The organism is Saccharomonospora marina XMU15, from assembly GCF_000244955.1.
Classification (GTDB): Bacteria; Actinomycetota; Actinomycetes; order Mycobacteriales; family Pseudonocardiaceae; genus Saccharomonospora_A; species Saccharomonospora_A marina.
Map to the genome: position 1 here is coordinate 4498592 of NZ_CM001439.1, position 19112 is coordinate 4517703.

Annotated in this window: 19 protein-coding genes; 10 read left to right on the forward strand and 9 right to left on the reverse strand. The window is 69.0% G+C overall.

Annotated elements, in window-relative coordinates; genetic code table 11:
* Positions 1-130 precede the first annotated feature (130 nt).
* Entirely contained in the window at positions 131-1552 is a 1422-nt protein-coding gene (locus tag SACMADRAFT_RS21235; RefSeq protein ID WP_009155903.1) for a bis-aminopropyl spermidine synthase family protein, read from the forward strand.
* A 13-nt stretch (positions 1553-1565) separates the two neighbouring features.
* Here SACMADRAFT_RS21235 and SACMADRAFT_RS21240 read toward each other — a convergent pair whose 3' ends face one another.
* The gene (locus SACMADRAFT_RS21240) at positions 1566-2765 is read right to left on the reverse strand and encodes an NAD(P)-dependent malic enzyme (RefSeq protein WP_009155904.1); all 1200 of its coding nucleotides are present in this window, start codon (positions 2763-2765) and stop codon (positions 1566-1568) included.
* 290 nt (positions 2766-3055) lie between these two features.
* On the opposite strand from SACMADRAFT_RS21240, the gene SACMADRAFT_RS21245 reads away from it, so the two are divergent.
* Positions 3056-3658, forward strand: coding sequence for a dTDP-4-dehydrorhamnose 3,5-epimerase family protein (locus SACMADRAFT_RS21245; RefSeq protein WP_009155905.1), 603 nt, complete (start codon positions 3056-3058; stop codon positions 3656-3658).
* Between the two features lie 45 nt (positions 3659-3703).
* On the opposite strand, the gene SACMADRAFT_RS21250 is transcribed toward SACMADRAFT_RS21245, so the two are convergent.
* Complete coding sequence (locus tag SACMADRAFT_RS21250; protein WP_009155906.1) at positions 3704-5305, reverse strand: GMC oxidoreductase; 1602 nt, start codon at positions 5303-5305, stop codon at positions 3704-3706.
* A gap of 172 nt (positions 5306-5477) precedes the next feature.
* On the opposite strand from SACMADRAFT_RS21250, the gene SACMADRAFT_RS21255 reads away from it, so the two are divergent.
* Both SACMADRAFT_RS21255 and SACMADRAFT_RS21260 read left to right on the forward strand, forming a co-directional pair.
* Positions 5478-6065: an acid phosphatase gene (locus tag SACMADRAFT_RS21255; RefSeq protein WP_009155907.1), complete on the forward strand. Its 588-nt coding sequence runs from the start codon at positions 5478-5480 to the stop codon at positions 6063-6065.
* A gap of 20 nt (positions 6066-6085) precedes the next feature.
* Entirely contained in the window at positions 6086-6586 is a 501-nt protein-coding gene (locus SACMADRAFT_RS21260; RefSeq protein ID WP_009155908.1) for a GNAT family N-acetyltransferase, read from the forward strand.
* 121 nt (positions 6587-6707) lie between these two features.
* Here SACMADRAFT_RS21260 and SACMADRAFT_RS21265 read toward each other — a convergent pair whose 3' ends face one another.
* Together SACMADRAFT_RS21265 and SACMADRAFT_RS21270 are read right to left on the reverse strand one after the other, a co-directional pair.
* The gene (locus SACMADRAFT_RS21265; RefSeq protein ID WP_009155909.1) at positions 6708-9533 is read right to left on the reverse strand and encodes a penicillin acylase family protein; all 2826 of its coding nucleotides are present in this window, start codon (positions 9531-9533) and stop codon (positions 6708-6710) included.
* 108 nt (positions 9534-9641) lie between these two features.
* Entirely contained in the window at positions 9642-10127 is a 486-nt protein-coding gene (locus SACMADRAFT_RS21270) for a hypothetical protein (protein ID WP_009155910.1), read from the reverse strand.
* 309 nt (positions 10128-10436) lie between these two features.
* On the opposite strand from SACMADRAFT_RS21270, the gene SACMADRAFT_RS21275 reads away from it, so the two are divergent.
* Both SACMADRAFT_RS21275 and SACMADRAFT_RS21280 read left to right on the forward strand, forming a co-directional pair.
* Positions 10437-11363, forward strand: coding sequence for a diacylglycerol/lipid kinase family protein (locus SACMADRAFT_RS21275; protein ID WP_009155911.1), 927 nt, complete (start codon positions 10437-10439; stop codon positions 11361-11363).
* A gap of 287 nt (positions 11364-11650) precedes the next feature.
* Positions 11651-11905 (forward strand): WhiB family transcriptional regulator, encoded by a 255-nt coding sequence (locus SACMADRAFT_RS21280; protein ID WP_009155912.1) that lies wholly within the window; start codon positions 11651-11653, stop codon positions 11903-11905.
* A 224-nt stretch (positions 11906-12129) separates the two neighbouring features.
* Here the strand turns inward: SACMADRAFT_RS21280 and SACMADRAFT_RS21285 are convergent, their stop codons facing one another.
* Positions 12130-13662: a sensor histidine kinase gene (locus SACMADRAFT_RS21285; RefSeq protein ID WP_009155913.1), complete on the reverse strand. Its 1533-nt coding sequence runs from the start codon at positions 13660-13662 to the stop codon at positions 12130-12132.
* Between the two features lie 96 nt (positions 13663-13758).
* Between SACMADRAFT_RS21285 and SACMADRAFT_RS31465 the strand changes: the two genes are divergently transcribed.
* Positions 13759-13833, forward strand: coding sequence for a 50S ribosomal protein bL37 (locus SACMADRAFT_RS31465; RefSeq protein ID WP_390623317.1), 75 nt, complete (start codon positions 13759-13761; stop codon positions 13831-13833).
* A 32-nt stretch (positions 13834-13865) separates the two neighbouring features.
* Here SACMADRAFT_RS31465 and rsrA read toward each other — a convergent pair whose 3' ends face one another.
* Both rsrA and SACMADRAFT_RS21295 read right to left on the reverse strand, forming a co-directional pair.
* Complete coding sequence (rsrA, locus tag SACMADRAFT_RS21290; protein WP_009155914.1) at positions 13866-14204, reverse strand: mycothiol system anti-sigma-R factor; 339 nt, start codon at positions 14202-14204, stop codon at positions 13866-13868.
* Positions 14201-14881 (reverse strand): sigma-70 family RNA polymerase sigma factor, encoded by a 681-nt coding sequence (locus SACMADRAFT_RS21295; protein WP_009155915.1) that lies wholly within the window; start codon positions 14879-14881, stop codon positions 14201-14203. The genes rsrA and SACMADRAFT_RS21295 overlap by 4 nt, the downstream gene beginning before the upstream one ends.
* A 209-nt stretch (positions 14882-15090) precedes the next feature.
* Between SACMADRAFT_RS21295 and ybaK the strand changes: the two genes are divergently transcribed.
* Positions 15091-15567: a Cys-tRNA(Pro) deacylase gene (gene ybaK, locus SACMADRAFT_RS21300; RefSeq protein ID WP_040926688.1), complete on the forward strand. Its 477-nt coding sequence runs from the start codon at positions 15091-15093 to the stop codon at positions 15565-15567.
* Here the strand turns inward: ybaK and SACMADRAFT_RS21305 are convergent, their stop codons facing one another.
* Entirely contained in the window at positions 15568-16182 is a 615-nt protein-coding gene (locus SACMADRAFT_RS21305; RefSeq protein ID WP_009155917.1) for an alpha/beta hydrolase family protein, read from the reverse strand. It abuts the gene before it with no gap.
* The gene (locus SACMADRAFT_RS21310) at positions 16179-16967 is read right to left on the reverse strand and encodes an SOS response-associated peptidase (protein ID WP_009155918.1); all 789 of its coding nucleotides are present in this window, start codon (positions 16965-16967) and stop codon (positions 16179-16181) included. The genes SACMADRAFT_RS21305 and SACMADRAFT_RS21310 overlap by 4 nt, the downstream gene beginning before the upstream one ends.
* A 128-nt stretch (positions 16968-17095) precedes the next feature.
* Between SACMADRAFT_RS21310 and rsgA the strand changes: the two genes are divergently transcribed.
* Entirely contained in the window at positions 17096-18100 is a 1005-nt protein-coding gene (rsgA, locus tag SACMADRAFT_RS21315) for a ribosome small subunit-dependent GTPase A (protein WP_009155919.1), read from the forward strand.
* A 122-nt stretch (positions 18101-18222) separates the two neighbouring features.
* Positions 18223-19062 (forward strand): hypothetical protein, encoded by an 840-nt coding sequence (locus tag SACMADRAFT_RS21320; RefSeq protein WP_009155920.1) that lies wholly within the window; start codon positions 18223-18225, stop codon positions 19060-19062.
* The last annotated feature ends 50 nt before the right edge of the window (positions 19063-19112 follow it).

Here is a 19112-nt window from a genome sequence, read left to right on the forward strand (position 1 = left end):
CATTTGGTGCCACTCACCACCCGATTGGCCCGGGACGAAAGTAGGTTCGGACCATACTTATGGTTCAGGCCAGTTGCCGCGAAACCGCCCGCCGACCGCTGGTCGGCGACGTTTCTCTAGGCTCGCTGCCGTGAACCCGTTGCTCCCGCGAGCACGCCCCGTCCGGCTGGTGACGACCCTGCTGAGCGAGGGCTGGCGTGACATCGACGAACTGGTACTCGGCAGCGCGCTGCCAAGGCGCAGCGTCGAGGAACTGCTGGCCGAGTTCGGCGACGACCTCGAACATCGTGGCGACTCGGTGAGGCTGCGCGAGGGCTCGGCCGCACGCGCCGCCGAACTGGCCGGCGGCCAGGCAGAGCCACCGGCCGACCTACTCGACCGGATTCGCTCCCACATCGAAGGGGTTCCCGCACCGCTGCCCGCACTCGACCACGTGCAGGCCACGCCCGAGACCGTACTGCGCAGGGCCGGCTGGCTGGACGAGGAGTACGACCTGCGGCAGGCGCGGCTGCTCTTCCTCGGCGACCACGACCTGACGTCACTGGCCGTTCGCGCGCTACGGCCCGATGCCCGGCTCACCGTGGTGGACGTCGACGACCGCATCCTCGAGTACATCGACGACCTCAGCGACGGCTCGATTCGCACCGTGCACACCGACCTGCGGTTCGGGCTGCCGCTGGCGGTGGCGGGCAGCGCGGACGTGGTCTTCAGCGACCCGCCCTACACGCAAGCGGGAATGGCGCTGTTCGCCGCCCGCGGAATCGAGTGCCTCGAGCGGCCGAAGGAAGGGCGGCTGCTACTGGCGTACGGCTACAGCGAGCGCCACCCCACCCTCGGCAGGCAGGTGCAGCGGGAGCTGCTTTCGCTGGGACTGACCTTCGAGGCGATCATCCCCGACTTCAACCGCTACACCGGTGCGCAGGCGGTCGGCAGCGCCGCCGACCTGTACGTGTGCCAACCGACCGCGCGTGCAGGCGGAAAGCGCGCGAGAAAGGGCAACGCGGAACAGGCCATCTACACCCGGGGTCCGAGGTCGGTCGAGGCCGACCAGTCACCCCGGCGACTGCACGACGCACTCACGGCCATCGCCGCGGAGGGCGGCAGGAACGTCGAGCAGCGCGATCCCGACTGGACGAGGCCGCGAGCCGTACCCGAGGGCGTGGCGGTCGCCGTGGACCTCAGCGGCGACCCGGGTCCGTGGTTGCCGCGACTGCTGCTGGCCGTCAACGCCGACCGGGTGGCGGCACTGGTACCCAACAACCATCCCGACCTGACCGACGAACGGGCGCAGGCGGCGCTGGTCGAGCTGCTGCGGCCCAAGTACCGGTTGCGGCTACTGCGCAGCACCCCCGACAACAGCCACGCCGTCGTGGTCGCGGAAGCAGCACCCGCCACGGCAGCGGAGCCGGGCGTGCACGCGGTATGGACCCGCGCGCACGCCCGGCTCGGCAACGTCTGGCCACGGGCGGATGCCGACATAGCCGACCTGCGCCTGATCGACCTACCCAGGCATCGGATCGCCGAGGTACGCCGCCTGCTCGAACCGAGTTAGCCCGCGCCGGGCGCTAGCCGGTCACCTCGTCGGCCTCGGCCGCCTTCGCCACGGCGGCGGCCACCTCGGCGGCGACCCTCGGGTCGAGCGGGCTCGGCACGATGTGATCGGGCGCCAGCTTGTCGGCGGCCACCGAGGCGATCGCGTCGGCGGCGGCCAGCTTCATGTTCTCGGTGATGGCCCGCGCACCCGCGTCGAGCGCGCCACGGAACACGCCGGGGAAGGCCAGCACGTTGTTGATCTGGTTGGGGAAGTCACTGCGCCCGGTCGCGACGATCGAAGCGTGCCGTGCCGCGACATCCGGATGCACCTCGGGGTCCGGATTGGACAGCGCGAACACGATGGAATCGCTCGCCATCGTGCTCAGCAGACTCTCGTCCACAGTGGAACTGGAAAGCCCGATGAACACGTCCGCACCGCTGAGTGCCTCGGCGAGTCCGCCGCGCAGTCCGCCGGTGTTCGTGTCGGCCGCGAGCTGTTCCTTGACCGGGTTCAACCCGCTCCTGCCCTCGTGGATGATCCCCTTGGAGTCCAGCACGACGATGTCGCCCGCACCGGCTGCCCGCAGGATCCTGGCGCACGCCACACCCGCGGCACCCGCGCCGGAGATGACCACCCGCTGGTCGGCCAGCGCCTGGTCCAGCACCATGTTGGCGCCGCGAAGCGCCGCGAGCACCACGATCGCCGTGCCGTGCTGGTCGTCGTGCATCACCGGGCAGTCGAGCGCCTCCTTGAGCCGCTCCTCCAGCTCGAAGCAACGCGGCGCCGCGACGTCCTCCAGGTTCACCGCGCCGAACGAGGGACGCAGCCGGACCAGGGTCTGCACGATCTCGTCGACATCGACGGTGTCCAGCACCAGCGGGATCGAGTTCAGCCCGGCGAAGCTCTTGAACAGCACCGACTTGCCCTCCATCACGGGCAACGCCGCGCTCGGGCCGATGTCACCGAGTCCGAGTACCGCTGTGCCGTCGCTCACCACCGCGACAAGGCGCTGTGCCCAGGTGTACTGCTGCGCGAGCGCCGCGTCGTCGGCGATCGCGCGGCTGACCTTCGCTACCCCGGGTGTGTACGCGATGGACAGGTCGCGTGCCTGTGTGATGGAACGGTTGGCGGTCACGGAGAGCTTGCCGCCCTCGTGGCCGGAGAAGATCTCCTCGTCGCTCACCTGAGCTTGGGACACGTCAATCTCCAGTAGCTGGAAAAAGAGGGACACCAGAGGCGTCCCGCACTAAAAAGGGCTCTTCCAACGCGGCGATCCAGCGCGGTAGCGCGGACTGCCGACTCGGTGTGGCATCGAAGCCCGTGGTGAGGCTTGGCCCATCTTGGCACCGTAGCCGCGGACGCGGCGGTTCCACCAGTGTGACAGGCCCGGTCCGGCCGGTGTCGCCGGGGTGCGCTTGACATCACAACATCGGGTGGGCTGCTCGCCGGACTTCGCCCTGGTCAGCGACCGATTAGCAAGACGACCATCCGGCTTGGGAAGCCGGCGCTAAGCTGCCCGTCATGGACGTGCGCGAACTGGCCGTGCGAGACGCCTACGAATTCAGCCCACCCGTCTTCCCCGACCAGCGCGGCCTGTTCGTGGCCCCGTTCCAGGAGCCGGCGTTCGTCAAGGCGGTCGGGCACCCCATGCGGGTCGCGCAGACGAACCACAGCGTGTCGCGCAGGGGGACGGTGCGAGGTGTCCACTTCGCCGACACCCCGCCGGGACAGGCCAAGTACGTCTACTGCCCGAGCGGATCGCTGCTGGACGTCGTGGTGGACCTGCGCGTCGGCTCGCCGACGTTCGGCCGGTGGGACGCGGTGAGGCTCGACAGCGACGAGTTCCGCGCCGTCTACCTCGCTGAGGGGCTCGGCCACGCCTTCATGGCGCTGGAGGACGGCACCGCGATGGCCTACCTGTGTTCCACCAGCTACAACCCGCCCGCCGAACACGGGATCACGCCACTCGACCCGGCACTCGAGCTGCCGTGGCCGCCGGACGTGGAGCCGCTCCTTTCCGAGAAGGACTCCGGCGCGCCGACGCTGCGGCAGGCCGAAGCGGCGGGCCTGCTGCCCGACTACGAGGCGTGCGTGGCCCACTACGAACGCCTGCGGGCGGGTTGAGCCGACTGTCGAGTCGAGGTCCAGTCGAGCAGGGTGAGCCGATGACTAGGCGATGTCCTCGGCCAGCACTCGCTCGATGTTGCGCTCGGCGAGCGCGGTGATGGTCACGAACGGGTTGACGCCGGTGCTGCCAGGGATGAGCGAACCGTCGGTGACGTAGAGGTTGTCGTAGCCGGCCACGCGGCCGTAGGAGTCGGTCGCCTCGCCGAGTACCAACCCGCCGAGCGGGTGGTAGGTGAACCGGTCCTCGAACGCCCGGGTGTCGCCGAACAGATCCGTCCGGTAGACGGTGGCGTTCACCCGGTTGATCTTGTCGAACATCGCCTTCGCAGCCTGGATCGACGGCTGTCCCTGCTCCGCCGTCCAACTCAGCCGGGCCGCGTCGGCCGCGGCGTCGTAGGTGAAATGCGCACGCTCCGGAGTGCGGGTGATGGCGAGGTAGAGGCTCACCCACAGCTCCGTGCCCGCAGGCATCGGGGCGATCTCGGCGAACACCGGGTGTTCGGGGTCGTCCCAGGCGTCGATACCGAGTGCGGGCATTCCGGACTGCACCGCGCCGGTGGTGTCCCACATGTGGTTGGCCCGGCCGAGCATGACGTTGCCGTTGGTTCCCCAGCCCTGCCCCACCGCTGCCCCGAGGTTCGGCAGTGTCGCGGTGTCACGTGCCCGCAGCAGCAGTTCGGTCGAACCCAGACTGCCTGCTCCGAGGAACACGTATCGCGCACCGATCTCCCTGGTCGCGACCACGTTGCCCGCGGTGTCCAGTTCACGCACCCCGAGCACGTAGGTGCGGTCGGGTTGCCTGCGGATGCCGCGCACCTCGTGCAGCGTGCGGATGGTCACGTTGCCCGTGCCGAGCGCGGCGGGCAGGTAGGACTTGTCCAGCGAGCCCTTGCCGTGGTTGTTGCCGTAGATGACCTCCGACGCCAGTGCCGAACGCGGCACCTGCTGCGCCTCCTCCCTGCGCATGTAGTCGAAGTCGTAGACGCTGGGCACGAACGTGGTGTTCAGCCCGGTGTTGTGGGCGTGTTTCCTGGACACCCTCGCGTACTGGTAGGCCTTGCACGTCTCGAACCAGTCGGGGTCGATGTGGTTGACACCGAGCGCGGCGTTGGCTCGTGGGAAGTAGGTGCCGTACATCTCGTCGGCATCGACGCCGGGAAGGATCTCCTCGAAGTACGCCCGTTTCGGCGTGACCGCCATCGCCCCGTTGACAAGAGAGCCGCCGCCGACGCCCCTGCCGACGTAGACCGACATGGCGCCGTGGTCGACCCGGTCGAGCACGCCCGCGTAGCGCTCGATGTCGCGGTTGATGTCGGCCCACAGGAAGGTCGCCAGCGGCGCTTGGGTGCGCGTCTTGAGCCACATCGAGCGCCTGTCGGGGGCAAGCATGTCGCAGAAGACCCGCCCGTCGTCCGCGGCCGTGTCCCAAAGCTGGCCCATCTCCAGCATGAGCGTGGGCACCCCCGCCTGCCCGAGCCGCAGCGCGGTGACAGCGGCGCCGTACCCGGTGCCGATCACCACGGCGGGCGAGAAGTCGCTTTGGGCGGACGCCGTTGCCCGCGAAGTGGTGATGGTGGTCAGACCGAGAGCGGCGGCCGAGTTGAGCGCGGCGAGGCCGAGCAGGCGCCTGCGTGACATGGACATGGCGGGCAAGTTTTCCGGTGGGTGCCGCAACGGACAAGCACGAACATGAGTCACTTTCACTTCACCTGGGTAAACGGCGTTAAGTTTCACTCGAAGGGCCGAACGCGGCACCGATACCGCGGGCACGAGATCAACACCGGTTCCCGTCGCCGCCTGCGGCTATATTCGCTGTGTGGATCAGCACCCGCTCTTCCTACTCCGCCACGGGCAGACCGAGTGGTCCGCCGAGGGCAGGCATACCGGGCGCACCGACCTGCCGCTGACCGCCGTCGGCGAGCGGCAGGCGCATGCGGCGGGCAGGACCTACGCCATGATGAACGACCGCTCGCCCGTGCTCGTGCTCAGCAGCCCGCGCCGTCGAGCGCTGCGCACCGCCGAACTGGCGGGGCTGCGTGTGGACGAGGCGACCGAGGAGTTGTCCGAGTGGGACTACGGCGACTACGAGGGGCTGACCACACCTCAGATCCGCGAGCGGGTGCCGGGTTGGACGGTGTGGTCGCACCAGACACCCGGAGGCGAGAGCGCGGGCGAGGTCGGCGCGAGGGCCGACCGGATACTCACCAGGGTGCGTGACCCCCTCACCGAGGGAGCCGTCATCCTCGTCGGGCACGGTCACCTCAGCCGGGTGCTCATCGCCCGCTGGCTCGGCCTCGAACCCGCCGCCGGAGTTCACTTCCGGTTCGATCCGGCGAGTGTCACCGTATTGGGGCACGAGCGAGGTGTGCCGCAGATCCAGCATCTCAACGTCCCACCGTCCTGACGACAAACGCGAGGCCTTCCTTGACCGAACCCGACAACCGCATCAGGCGCGTCCGTGAAAGCGACGTGGAAACCGTCGTGAAACTGGTCCACGAGTTGGCCGAGTACGAGCGGGCACCGCAGGAATGCCTGCTCACCTCCGAACAACTCACCGCGGCGCTGTTCGGGGACAACCCGGCGCTGTTCGGTCACGTCGCCGAGGTCGATGGCGAGGTTGTCGGCTTCGCGCTGTGGTTTCTCAACTTCTCGACCTGGCGCGGCGTGCACGGCATCTACCTGGAGGACCTGTACGTGCGTGAGGAGTTGCGCGGGTCGGGTCTGGGCAAGGCGCTGCTCGCCGCGCTGGCCAGGGAGTGTGTCGACCGTGGCTACGCACGGCTGGAGTGGTGGGTGCTGCACTGGAACCCGGCCAGGAACTTCTACGCCTCCCTCGGCGCCGAAGCGATGGACGAGTGGATGGTTTACCGGCTCACCGACGAACCACTGCGCGCCCTCGCCGCCGGGACAGCCGCGACGGCATAGTCGGCGCAGGCAGGGCACGGCCCGCACCTGCCCGGTGCCGACGCGTGGTCGGCAGCGCATGCGTTCCGCATCTCGGGGCACGGCCCGCACCTGCTCGGCGCGGGCCGTGCCCTGTCGTCGCTCACCTGCGAGCCGGGAACTCCACCACCTGCTGATAGGTCGGCCGGTTCTGTGTGCTGATCTTGTCGTGAGTGATCCCGCCCAGTGGCCGGTGCACGATCGAGTCGGCACACCACTGGTCTCCCGGCTCGCAGTCGGCGTCACCGGGGTAGGTGTCCTCGATCGGCTCCCGCACGGCCTGCCGCAGCGTGTCCAGCAGCAGCGCGCGGCAGGCGGAAAGATCCCCTCCGCCGCAGAACCGCTCGCCGAGACCGCCATTCACCGGATCGCCGAGGACCGCGCGAATGTCCTTGTGCACGTAGCCCCACCAACCGGACTGGTAGGCCGAACCCTGGTGAGGCTGCCCGACGTGCTTGCCGGGCACCTCGTTCTGGAATCCGGAGGGCGACTCGTTGATCTTCAGCACCGACACCATGGCGTCGAAGGCCCGCTCGCCCATGCCCGGCTCGAACTGCGCGCGCACGAGCAGCGGCCACCAGGCATCCATGATCCGTATCGCCGTCGCGTGCCGGTAACGCCTGCTGCCGGGCTCGGTCTCGGCGCGAAGGCCGCCGTCCCGCGCCCAGGCGCGCAGTTCGGCGACGGCACCGGCCGCCACCTCGTCGGTCACCGGCGCGGTGTCGATCACCCGGAGCAGTTCCGGCAGCACCCGCTCCGCCCGTAGATCCGCCAGACCCGCCTCGGCCATCGCCTGCGTGAGGTTCACGCGGTTCACCTTGCCGCCGTCCGCGATCAGCTCACTCACCCGGCGGTCGAGCAGATCCCCTCTGTGCACCGACGACTTCTCGTACCCCGCCGCCGCGTACTCCAGCGCCTGCGCGTTGTTCCAGCTGATGTAGTAGTCCTGGTTGATCGACTGTGGGTGGGCCTCGAACGAGGTGTACTCGGCGGAGTTGCCTTCGGGATTCCAGCCGCGCCAGTCCAGCCCGGCGTTGCCCCACACCGGCATGCTCGGGTCCGCGTCGGGGTGGCGCACCGGGTTGGCACCGGAATTGAAGTAGGCGGTGTCGTCGGCGTCGGCGTAGAACCAGTTGAAGGTGTAGTTGATCTTCGAGGTGGCCCGCTGGAAGTCGCGGGCGGAACGGATGGCGCCGGGGTCGTTGAGTTCCTGGAAGCCCACGATCGAGTCGACCTCGTGGAAGTAGGTCGAGCGAAGCGATGCGTAGGCCACCGGCTTGCCGTCGACGACGGCGCGGTGGGTGACCGGACCGTACTTGGTGCGGTAGCTGCGTAGCGTGTAGGAGCCGGGCGCGGTCGGGTCCGCGATCGTGGGGCGCCAGGAGTTCTTCCGCTCCACCGTGTCCATCCGCACGCACTGCCCGTCGAAGAGGTAGTGGTCGGACTCCCGCGTCGGCGGCTCGCCGCCCGGCTCGCACAACTCCACGGCGTAGGTGTCGACGATGTCCTGCGCCGACGTGGTCGCGCTCCACGCGTAGTCCTGTCCCCTGCCGAGCAGCACGTAGAAGCTCAGCCCCGCGAACGAAGCACCGCGCGCGCTGATGCCGGGGCCCTGCAGCTCCTGCAGCATCAGCAACTGCGGGGCGAAGTAACCGGTCTGCGGGCCGAACACGGCGACAGGGTTACCGCTTTCGGTGTGTCTTCCCGAGACCAGCAACGCGTTGGACATGCCGTGCTTCTCGCTGAGCAGATCGGCAGGCAGTACGCCGTCGGCGAACATGCCGCGTGCGGGCTCCAGCTCGGCGGGAGCGGGCACGTGCCACGCCGCGGTGTCGTCGTCGGCGGCCGAACCCGACCGGTCGAAGACGAGTTGCTGCGGGAGCACCGAGTCGGGTCGGGGCATCGCCCTTCCCGTGGCGTGCTCGGGAGTCCTGCCGTAGGGAAAGCGCTGACCGTCGTGCAACGTGCGTACGGTCTCCGGGTCGTCCTCAGCGCGCAGGCCGCGCCAGACCCGCTCGCCCTGCTCGAGCCCGTACCGCTCCTGGACGGCCAGTTTCGCGATGGCGGCGCGCACCTCGCCGCCTCCGCCCGCACCGAACTGGGCACCGACCACCGAGGCCAGCACCACCAGGTCGGTCAGTTCGAACGGCTCGATCTCACCGATGTTGGTGATCGGGTCGACGTGCCCGGTGAGCACGTACTCGCCAGGGAAGTAGCGACCGCGGTGCGCCCGCTCGATGTAGGCGTTGATGCCGTCCACGTAGGACCGCGCGTCGGCGAGCGCCTGCGCGCCCCGCGGCCCGGACCTGGCCGCCCTTTCGATCTGCTCGGCCAGTTCCTCCTCGGTGTAGGGCGCCGCGCTGAAGAACTGCTGCTCCAGTTCGCGGTTGCCCTGCGCCCCGCCCGCGAACGAGGTGAGCTGCCCCCTGCCGACACGACGCATGATGTCCATGAGCCACAGTCGGTCCTGCGCGGCGGCGAACCCGGCGCCGAACTCGGTGCCGGATCTGGTGGTGCCGTAGATGTGTGGCACCCCCGTCGACTTGTCCCTGATGATCGTCACGTCCTCGCGCGGCCGGACAACGCTTTCCACGTCGTCCGGCTCGACGCCGAAGGAGGCGTCGTTGAAGAACCGGCGGATCGTGTCGGTCGTGAGGGTGGGGTACTCGTCGGCGAGTGCGGCGTAGGCACCGAGTTGGTCGTCCGCGTGCGCGGGTCGGGTGCCGAGCAGCCGGTGCGCGAGGATCTGAGCGAGGGTGGCGTTGCCGTTCTCGCCGGGAGGCAGGATGTCGGCGCACTGTCCGGCGCAGTAGTCGGGCACGGCAGGCGGGGGGTCCGGTTGCCGGGCCGTCGCGGAACCGGCGGGTACGACCACCCCCGCCATGGTGACAACCGCGGTCGCGATCAGGACGGGGATACGTGCCCGCATACCGGCCTCCTTCGGCGCCTGTGCCGCGGGCACATTACCGACGAGTACCGGAATTTGTGAAGAGTATTCGTTTTTATCGCCCTGTCGGACTACCGTAGGGACCGCGGGCTACGGCTGGTCCTCGTCCCGGTCCCCAGCGGCGGCCCTGCCTGCCGCGCCACCTCGCCGGGCGGCCTCTTCCTCGGTCTCTCCCTCGCGCATCCCGAGCACCCATGCCCTCGACGCCCTACGGAACAGCAGCACCACGACAGCGGCACCGGCGAGCATGGTCGGCACGCCGTAGCCGGGCTGGGCGGACGGCCCGGTCGCGTACCAGCCGATTCCTACCAGCAGCAGGCCTACCACCAGCGCGGGCGAGCGAGCCCAGGTCTTGCCGAGCAGCAGACCGGCGGCGACGGCCAGCACACCAGCGGCGAGCAGGGCGTAGTAGGCGATCTCGGCGTAGATGTTGTTGCCCGGCGCCGCCGTCTCACCACCGGAGTCGACGGCCAGTACGACGCCGATGGCCAGCAGCGCCAAACCGGGCAGCACGGTGATCGCGCCCGCGAGGCGCACCTCGCGGGGAGCGGGAGAGAGTTTGTCGCGAATGGGCACGGGTTTCGGCCCTCCAGTCAGATGACCGTGCGTGAGCACCATCGATGGTATGCCACCCGGACGGCCGTTTTCGCGTGGCCGGGCCGCGAGCAAAGATTCTGTTGTCGTCGATGAGCGAGCGGTCGGCTCGGGGTGCACTCGTCGCGACGCGAGGTCCGGCGCGGCCGAAGGTCGCAGGCAGAACGGAGGGCAACCGGCAGGAGCCAACGAGACCACGGGTTCAGCGGCTTCACGGCGCAGTGACGAGATTCGCAGAAGTTGTGCGGTCAACCGGCCCGGAACCACTGCCGGGTCACCTACTCTGCGGTAGTGCGCGCAGTTCTCGTCGTGAATCCGCAAGCCACCGCGACCACACCCGGTGGCCGCGACGTGCTGGCGCACGCGCTGGCCAGTCAGGTGAAGCTCGACGTCGTCGAGACCGAACACCGGGGCCACGCCATGGCCGTCGCCGAAGCCGCGGCCGCCGACGGCATCGGACTCGTCGTCGCGCACGGCGGGGACGGCACCGTCAACGAGGTCGTGAACGGACTGCTCGCGGGCACCGACGGCCGCCCGGGACAGTTCGACTCGGTACCGATGCTCGGCGTCGTTCCCGGCGGTTCCGCGAACGTCTTCGCCAGGGCGCTCGGACTTCCCCGCGATCCGGTCGAGGCCACGCACGTGTTGCTGCGCGCGCTGGAGCACGGCCACGGCAGGCAGGTCGGACTCGGCAGGGCAGGCGAGCGATGGTTCACCTTCAACGCCGGGATGGGCTGGGACGCCGACGTCGTGGCGGAGGTGGAGCAACGGCGCGGCAAGCAGACGGGGCCATCGCTGTACCTACGCACCGCCGTGTCGTGCTACCTGCGCCACCCCCGAGGCAGGACGCCGCTGACCGTCCGCCTTCCCGGTGAGGAACCGGTGGAGGTGCGCACCGCGTTCGTTTCCAACACCGCTCCCTGGAGCTACCTCGGCGCCCGGCCGGTTCAGCTCAACACCGAGTGTTCGTTCGACACCGGACTGGGGCTGTTCGCGCTGACAAGCCTCGGCCTGCCGACCGTACTTCGACACGTGGGACAGGCACTGCGCAAGCGCGCGAGGCACCGGGGCGGACGTCTGCTGCGTCACGATGACCTGGCGATAGTCAGCATTACCGCACACGAACAGGTAAACTTGCAGGTCGACGGAGATCTGGTCGGGCAGCGTCGGCACGTGGAGTTCGTCAGCGTGCCCCGTGCGCTCACCGTCGTGAGTTGAGTGGTTGCTGTCGGTCAACGCATCGACGTGATCACCTGCGGCAAACTGGCGTTGCCGCTCGGCGACGGAAAGAGCCCACTCACCGCAACGTCGACCGGCCAACAGGCCCCGCGACACCGCAAAGTCGCAGGTCAGACCGGTCGCTTGGCCGGGTGAGCTGACTCACCGATCTCCGCCAAACACTTGTCGAACCCGGAGCTTCGTGAAAGCATTCACAAGCACCCCAAGAAACGACCGCCATGACGACTGTGGCGCGGACAGCCGCGCCCCAAAAGGAGCTCACGAAAATGGACTGGCGCCACCGCGCGGCCTGCCGAGACGAGGACCCCGAACTGTTCTTCCCCGTGGGAACAAGTGGCCCCGCTGTCTCGCAGATTGCCGCGGCGAAGGCCGTGTGCCACCGCTGCACCGTCGCTGCCGACTGCCTGGCCTGGGCACTGGCCAGCGGCCAGGATGCAGGCGTCTGGGGCGGCATGAGCGAAGACGAGCGGCGTGCACTCAAGCGTCGCCGTGCGCAGATCGGCACGCGCAGCAATTTCTGAGATCACCCAGCGGCAGTTCCTGGCTCACTTGGCGTTTCGCGAAGGGACCGGGCAACCGGTGCTAAGCGTTCACTGAGAACACTCAAGCCGCGGGTACAACAGCGAATTCCTTTTGCCGCAAGGCAAAAGGTTTGAGGGCCGACATCCGTTTCGGGTGTCGGCCCTCAAGCGCTGTGCATACGGCTCGCGGAAAAGCGCCGCAATTCGATCCCGGAAATCGCCGATCACACTCGGCGGCTGAGCGGGATGCGCAGAGCCGCCTCGGTGCCGCCGAGGCGTCGACCCGCGGCGGTGGGAGCTCCGCCCGCGGACGTCTCGTCCTCCCGGATTCCACGCAGCGACAGCGAACCTCGCAGCTCCGACTCCACGAGCGTCCGCGCGATCTGCAGCCCGAGTCCGTCAGCACGCTCGAGGGAGAACCCCGCGGGCAGCCCCTTGCCGTTGTCCCTCACCAGCACGTCGAGCCAGCGGGCCGATCGCTCGACCACGATCTCCACCTTGCCGTTGCGCCCGCCCGCGAAGGCATGGCCGACGGCGTTTTGCACCAGTTCGGCGACCACCATCACCAGCGGCGTCGCGATCTCGGCGACGACCACCCCGAAAGAGCCGGTCCGCGAGAGCCTCACCTGGGACTCCGCCGTAGCGACCTCACCCACCATGGGCAGCACGTTGTCGAGAAGCTTGTCCAGATCCACCCGCTCGTCGACCGACATCGACAGCGCCTCGTGCACCATGGCGATGGAGGAAACCCTGCGCACCGACTCGCCGAGTGCCTGCCGCGCCTCCGGTGAGGGTGTCCTGCGCGACTGCAGCCGCAACAGCGCCGCCACCGTCTGCAGGTTGTTCTTCACCCGATGATGGATCTCGCGGATGGTGGCGTCCTTGGAAAGCAAGGCCCTGTCCCTGCGCTTGACCTCGGTGACGTCGCGCACCAGCACGAGTGCTCCCGCCGCTCGACCCCCTGGCCGCAGCGGCAGCGCTCGGAACAACACCACGGCGCCACGCCTCGACTCGACCTCGGTGCGGCTGCCCGGCTTGCCGTCGAGGGCGTCCAGAATGCGGTGCGAGACCTCCGTCGCGTCGAACGGGTCCCTGATGAGCGACCGGGTCAGCGGAGCCAGCCTGGTCCCGATGAGATCGGATTCGTGCCCCATCCTGTGGTAGGCCGACTGCCCGTTGGGACTGGCGAAAACGACCGTCCCGCTGGAGTCCACCCTGATCAGCCCGTCGCCGACCCTGGGACTGGTGTGCACGTCCGAGGTGCCGTCGACGCTGGGGAAGGTGCCGTCGGCGATCATCTGGCACAGGTCGGCCGCGCTGCCGAGATAGGCGATCTCCAGCGGGCTCGGCACCCTCGGTGAGGCGAGGTTGGTGTCGCGGCTGAGCACGGCCACGACGGACTCGCCGAAGCGCACCGGAATCGCTTCCCTGCGCATCGGCAGGTCCCGGTACCAGTGCGGTTCCTCCTCGCGGCAGATGCGTTCCTCCCGCATCGCCCTGGCCAGTTGCGGATGATCGGCCGTGGTGAACCTGGTGCCGACCACGTCCTCGGGATGGGCCGTCGGGCCCGTGGTCGGTCTCACCTGGGCCACGCAGACGAAGTCGCCGTCGTCCTCCTCCGAAGGAACCCACAGCAGGAAGTCCGCGAAGGAAAGGTCGGCGAGCAACTGCCACTCGGCGACCACCATCTGCAGGTGGTCGACCGCCTCGCCCGGCAGGCCGGTGTTGTCGGCGAGCAGCTCAGCTAGCGTGGACATACCCCTCCCGGCCACTCCCACGGTTCGGATGCAATGCGAGCGAACTAGCCCCCACGTGACACACTAGACGCCGAGTAAGCCATGGAGGAGTGAGCAATGTCGAAGCGAGCCCGCAAGCGCCGCGACAGGAAGAAGAAGGGCGCCAACCACGGCAAGAAGCCCAACGCCTGACGCCGAGTCGTGGGTGAGCGGCGACTCGCCGTTCACCCACGACCGTCTGGGGTCTGCAACTCCTCGATGTCGATCTCGGTCTCGGCGTAGCGCAGCCCGCCTCGCTGCTGCACGGTCTCGCGGATCGAGGCCCGCAGTCTGCTCTTCAGCTCGGCGGGCGCGAGGTCACCGCCGCACTTTCGCGCGAGCAACTGCTTGATCTGCACGTCGATGCCGTACTCCTCAAGGCAGGGCGGGCAGTCCTCGATGTGCTTGCGCAGCTCGGCGTCGCGCTCCGGGCTGCACTCCTTGTCGAGCAACAGGTAGATCTCGGCGAGCGCCTCGTCGCAGTTGACCTTGCCGGACTCGTCCGAACCGCCGCACGCGCTCATCGGCCTGCCACCTCCTGCTGGGTGGAGCGAACGAAGCCCCGTTCCTTGGCGACGTCCGCGAGCAGACCGCGAAGCTGGCTACGCCCGCGGTGCAGCCGAGACATCACCGTGCCGATTGGTGTGTCCATGATCTCAGCGATTTCCTTGTACGCGAAGCCCTCGACGTCGGCAAGGTACACCGCGAGCCGGAACTCCTCCGGCAGCTGCTGCAACGCAGCCTTGACGTCGGTGTCCGGGAGGTTGTCCATCGCCTCCACCTCGGCCGAGCGCAACCCGCTCGAGGTGTGACTCTCCGCCTGCGCGAGCTGCCAGTCGGTGATTTCCTCCGTCGGCTGCTGGAGGGGCTGGCGCTGCCGCTTGCGGTAGCCGTTGATGTAGGTGTTGGTGAGGATGCGGTACATCCACGCCTTGAGGTTCGTGCCCTTCTTGAAGGAGGAGAACGCGGCGTAAGCCTTCAGGTAGGTCTCCTGGACCAGGTCCTCGGCGTCGGAGGGGTTGCGGGTCATCCTCAGGGCCGCCGAATAGAGCTGGTCGAGCAACGGCATGGCGTCGCGCTCGAAGCGCTCCACCAGGTCCTGCTCGCGCTCCGGCTCCTGCTCGCGCTCCGGTTCCTGCCCACCGTCGGGCTGCACGGCCACTTCGGCCGTTGCCTCGGCGGAGTTCTCGGTGCTCGGCAAACCGTTCCCTTCCCGATCGCTGCCTGCGCGGCGGCCACCCGTGGCCGAACGCGCATGGGTCGGTATCGAGGATACGCGGGAGCTCGAAGAACTTCTGGGCAACGCCGTCGGCACTGCCTGCGTCTTTACGGAGGCTGTCAGCACGTCTGTGTCAACGCCCGGCCGCGATGCTCCATTCCGGCCGAGGAGCCGGTGGCTACGATCTGCTCGTGGCTGGCAAGGGCACTCCCGCGACCGCGTTGCTGAGCAAGCAGCGCATCGACCACAAGGTGCACACCTACGAGCACGATCCGCGGCACGAGTCGTACGGGACCGAGGCCGCCGAGGCACTCGGGGTGGCGCCGGAGCGGGTGTTCAAGACGTTGGTCGCCGATGTCGGCGGGCAGCTCACCGTCGGCGTTGTCCCGGTCACGGCACAGCTCGATCTGAAGGCGCTGGCCGCCGCGGTCGGTGGCAAGAAGGCACGAATGGCCGACCCCGCGGCCGCTCAGCGGGCCACCGGCTACGTCGTCGGCGGGATCTCGCCGCTCGGCCAGCGCGCCAGGTTGCCCGTCGTGCTGGACGCTTCGGCGCAGCGGTTCGACACCGTGCTGTGCTCGGGGGGAAGGCGCGGCCTCGAGATCGAGCTGGCACCTGCCGACCTCGTTCGGCTCACCGGGGCCACGGTCGCCGCCATCGCCTGCTAGTCAGGCCGCGAGCGGGCGCAGCACCCGCTGCAGCCACTCCGCCGCCGCACGGGCGACGGCGGCCAGGTCCGCCTTGAGGTTGTGGTCGCCCGCGACCACGACGATCTCGTGGTGAGGACCCGGGTCGGGACGGCCGAACGGGTCGCGCTCACCCTGCACCACGAGAGTCGGCACGGTGACCGCGTCCAGCTCCTCCTGCCGGGTCTTCTCCGGCCTTCCAGGGGGATGCTCGGGAAAAGCAAGACACAGCACAGCCACCGCCTGCCCGCTTGCCGCGGTGCGGCAGGCGACTCTCGCGCCCGACGACCTGCCGCCGAACACCAGCGGCATCCCGTCGAACCATGTCCTCGACAGATCGTCGGCCACCGCGAGCCAGGCGGCGTCCAGTTGCCCGGCGGGCGCGGGCGCCCTGCGCCCCGCCACCCGGTAGGGCTGCTCGACCAGCGCCACGTGCACGCCGGCCTGCTGCGCCGCCCTGGTGACCGCCACCAGGTCCGGCGCCTCGACACCGCCGCCCGCCCCGTGGCCGAGCAGCAGCCCCGCGACACCTTCCTCCGCGCAGTGCAACTCGACCCGTGCCGGGCCGTGCGGCGTGTCGATCTCCTTGCGGGTCATCGCTTGCCGATGTCGAACAGTGCCGCGTCCAGGTCGGTCGGCTCCGGCTCGACGCGCTCCAGCAGCTCGGGTCCGTTGTTGCGCACGCTGTTCACCTTGGTGGACACCGGCCGCACCTCGAGCGAATCCACCCACGCCTGCTCCGGCGGCGCCAGCAACTCGGCGACGTCGGTGCGGTCGGGGTCCAGCCAGCCCTGCCAACGCTGCGGCTGCAGCACGAACGGCATGCGATCGTGGATCTCGGAGAGCCTGCCCACGGCGTCGGTCGTCAGCACCGAGCAGGTGATCAGTGGCGGGGCGTCCGGGTCGCCCTGCGGGTCGCGCCAGGTCTCCCACAATCCGGCGAAGGCCAGCGAGGAACCGTCCGGCGAGGTCATGTAGAAGGGCTCCTTGGGAGCCTTCTTGCCCGCGGCCGCGGCCGCACGCCACTCGAACCAGCCGTCGGCGGGCACGAGGCAGCGCCTGCGGGACAGTGCCTTGCGAAACGCCGGCTTCTGTGTCGCGGTCTCGGCGCGGGTGTTGATCATCCGACTACCCACCGAAGGGTCCTTCGCCCAGAACGGCACCAGCCCCCAGCGCATCACCCGCAGGCTGCGCAACGGTGGTTCCTCGGCGAGCGCGTTGCCCTCCGCGTCACGGGGATGCCGCTCCACCACGGTCACCACGTTCTTGGTCGGGGCGACGTTGTAGTTCGGCTCCGGAGCCTGCCCCTGCGTGCCGTCGACCGCGTCGAACTCGCGCATCAACGTGGCGGGGTCCTTGGTGGCGGCATAGCGGCCGCACATCGCATCGGCCTCCCTGTTCTCCAGCTACTGATCGCCATCGTTACACGGTTGCCGGGCCATGGCGAGCGGCATGGGGGATCATCGTCTGGGACTGGGACGGTCGGCGTCGTGGGAGGAGGGTGAAGCGGTTGGCCCGCAGTGACTGGCGCAGGCTCGACGAGAGCGACGTCCGGGTCCGCCCCGGCAAGGGGACCCGGCCACGCAGCAAGCGCCGCCCCATCCACGCCGAGGCCGTGCCCGCGATGGTGACGTCGGTGGACAGGGGCCGATGGAGGTGCGCGGTCGAGTCCGATCCCTCGCGGCTGGTCACCGCGATGCGGGCGCGGGAACTGGGCCGCACCCCAGTTGTCGTCGGAGATCAGGTCCGGTTGGTCGGCGACGTCAGCGGCCGCCCGGACACGCTGGCCAGGATCGTGGGCGTCGAGCCGCGCGACAGCGTGCTGCGACGCACCGCGGACGACACCGATCCCTACGAACGGGTCGTCGTCGCCAACGCGGAGCAGTTGCTGATCGTCACCTCGCTGGCCGATCCACCGCCGAGGACAGGTTTCATCGACCGCTGCCTCGTCGCCTGCTACACGGGCGGGCTGGAGCCGGTGCTGTGCCTGACCAAGGCCGACCTCGCCGAGCCGGACGAGTTGCTGGCCTCCTACGCCGACCTCGACGTCCCCGCGGTCGTCACCCGCCACGACCAGGAGCCCACCGAACTGCTCGACGTGCTGCACGGCCGGGTCTCCGCCCTCGTCGGGCACTCCGGGGTGGGCAAGTCCACGCTGGTCAACCGCATGGTCCCGGAGGCCGACCTGGCGACGGGCGAGGTGAGCGCCGTGGGCAAGGGCAGGCACACGTCCGTGACGGCGGTGGCGCTGCCGCTGCCGGGTGGCGGGTGGGTGATCGACACGCCCGGTATCCGCTCGTTCGGCCTCGCCCACGTCACCGGCGACGACATCGTGCGCGCCTTCGGGGAGTTCGCCGAGGCCGCGGAGGAATGCCCACCGGGTTGCGGGCATCTCGGCCCTGCCGAGGACCCGGACTGCGCGCTGGACGACGTGGTCGCGGCCGGGCGGGCACGGCCGGGCAGGCTGGCTTCTCTGCGAAGGCTGCTGGCGTCACGTAGCGGAGCCGAGTCATGACGGTTCGCACCGTTTTACGCGATTCGCACATCTCGTGATTGCCGCCGTGGAACCCTGTGCGAGAGTTGTCCGTCCGATCTTTGCGATCGGACATGTCAAAACCAAGCATTCAAGGGGACTCCATGCGTAAGTCAGCCCTGGCGGCGAGCGGTTTCGCTCTCGTTCTGGCGCTCAGCGCCTGCGGTGGTGGGACCGAAGGCGGCACCGCCATCGGTACCGGCGGGGACTCGGGGGGTGGTCTGTTCACCAGCACCCAGGACCTGGTCCAGGCGGCCACGGAACGTACCAACGAAAGCCAGTCTTCGAAGTTCACCATGGAAATGGACATGGCCGGTCAGCAGATGACCGCCAACGGGGAGGCGCTGTACGCGGGCGCCGACTCGAAGATGTCGATGTCCATGGAGATGCAGGGGCAGAGCTTCGAGATCCGGCTCGTCGACAAGGCCATGTACATGAAGATGCCGGACGAGCTGGCGTCGCAGATGGACGGCAAGACCTGGATCAAGATCTCCGCCGACGGCACCGACCCGCTGTCGCAGCAACTCGGCGGCACGTTCGACCAGATGGCCGAGCAGAGCGACCCGCGCAAGACGCTGGAGTACGTCCAGCAGGCGGGTGAGATCACCAAGAGCGAGGAGACCACGCTCGACGGCCAGGACGTCACCCACTACTGGATCGAGCTGGACTACGCCAAGATCTCCGACGACATGGCCGAGAGCTCGGGCATCACGAAGGAGCAGGCGAAGCAGCTGGCCGACAAGGTGGGCAAGCTTCCGATGGAGCTGTGGCTCAACGGCGACAACCTCCCCGTGCAGGTGTCCATGGACATGGGCAAGATCGCCGAGAGCATGGGTGCCCCCGGCCAGGGCGGCTCCATGGTGATGAAGTACACCGACTGGGGCGCGCCGGTGAACGTCGAGGCACCTCCCGCCGACCAGATCGGCGAGATGCCCTCGTTCTGATCATCGGGTGAACTGCCCCCGAGTGAGGCGTTGTCGCGCCTCGCCCGGGG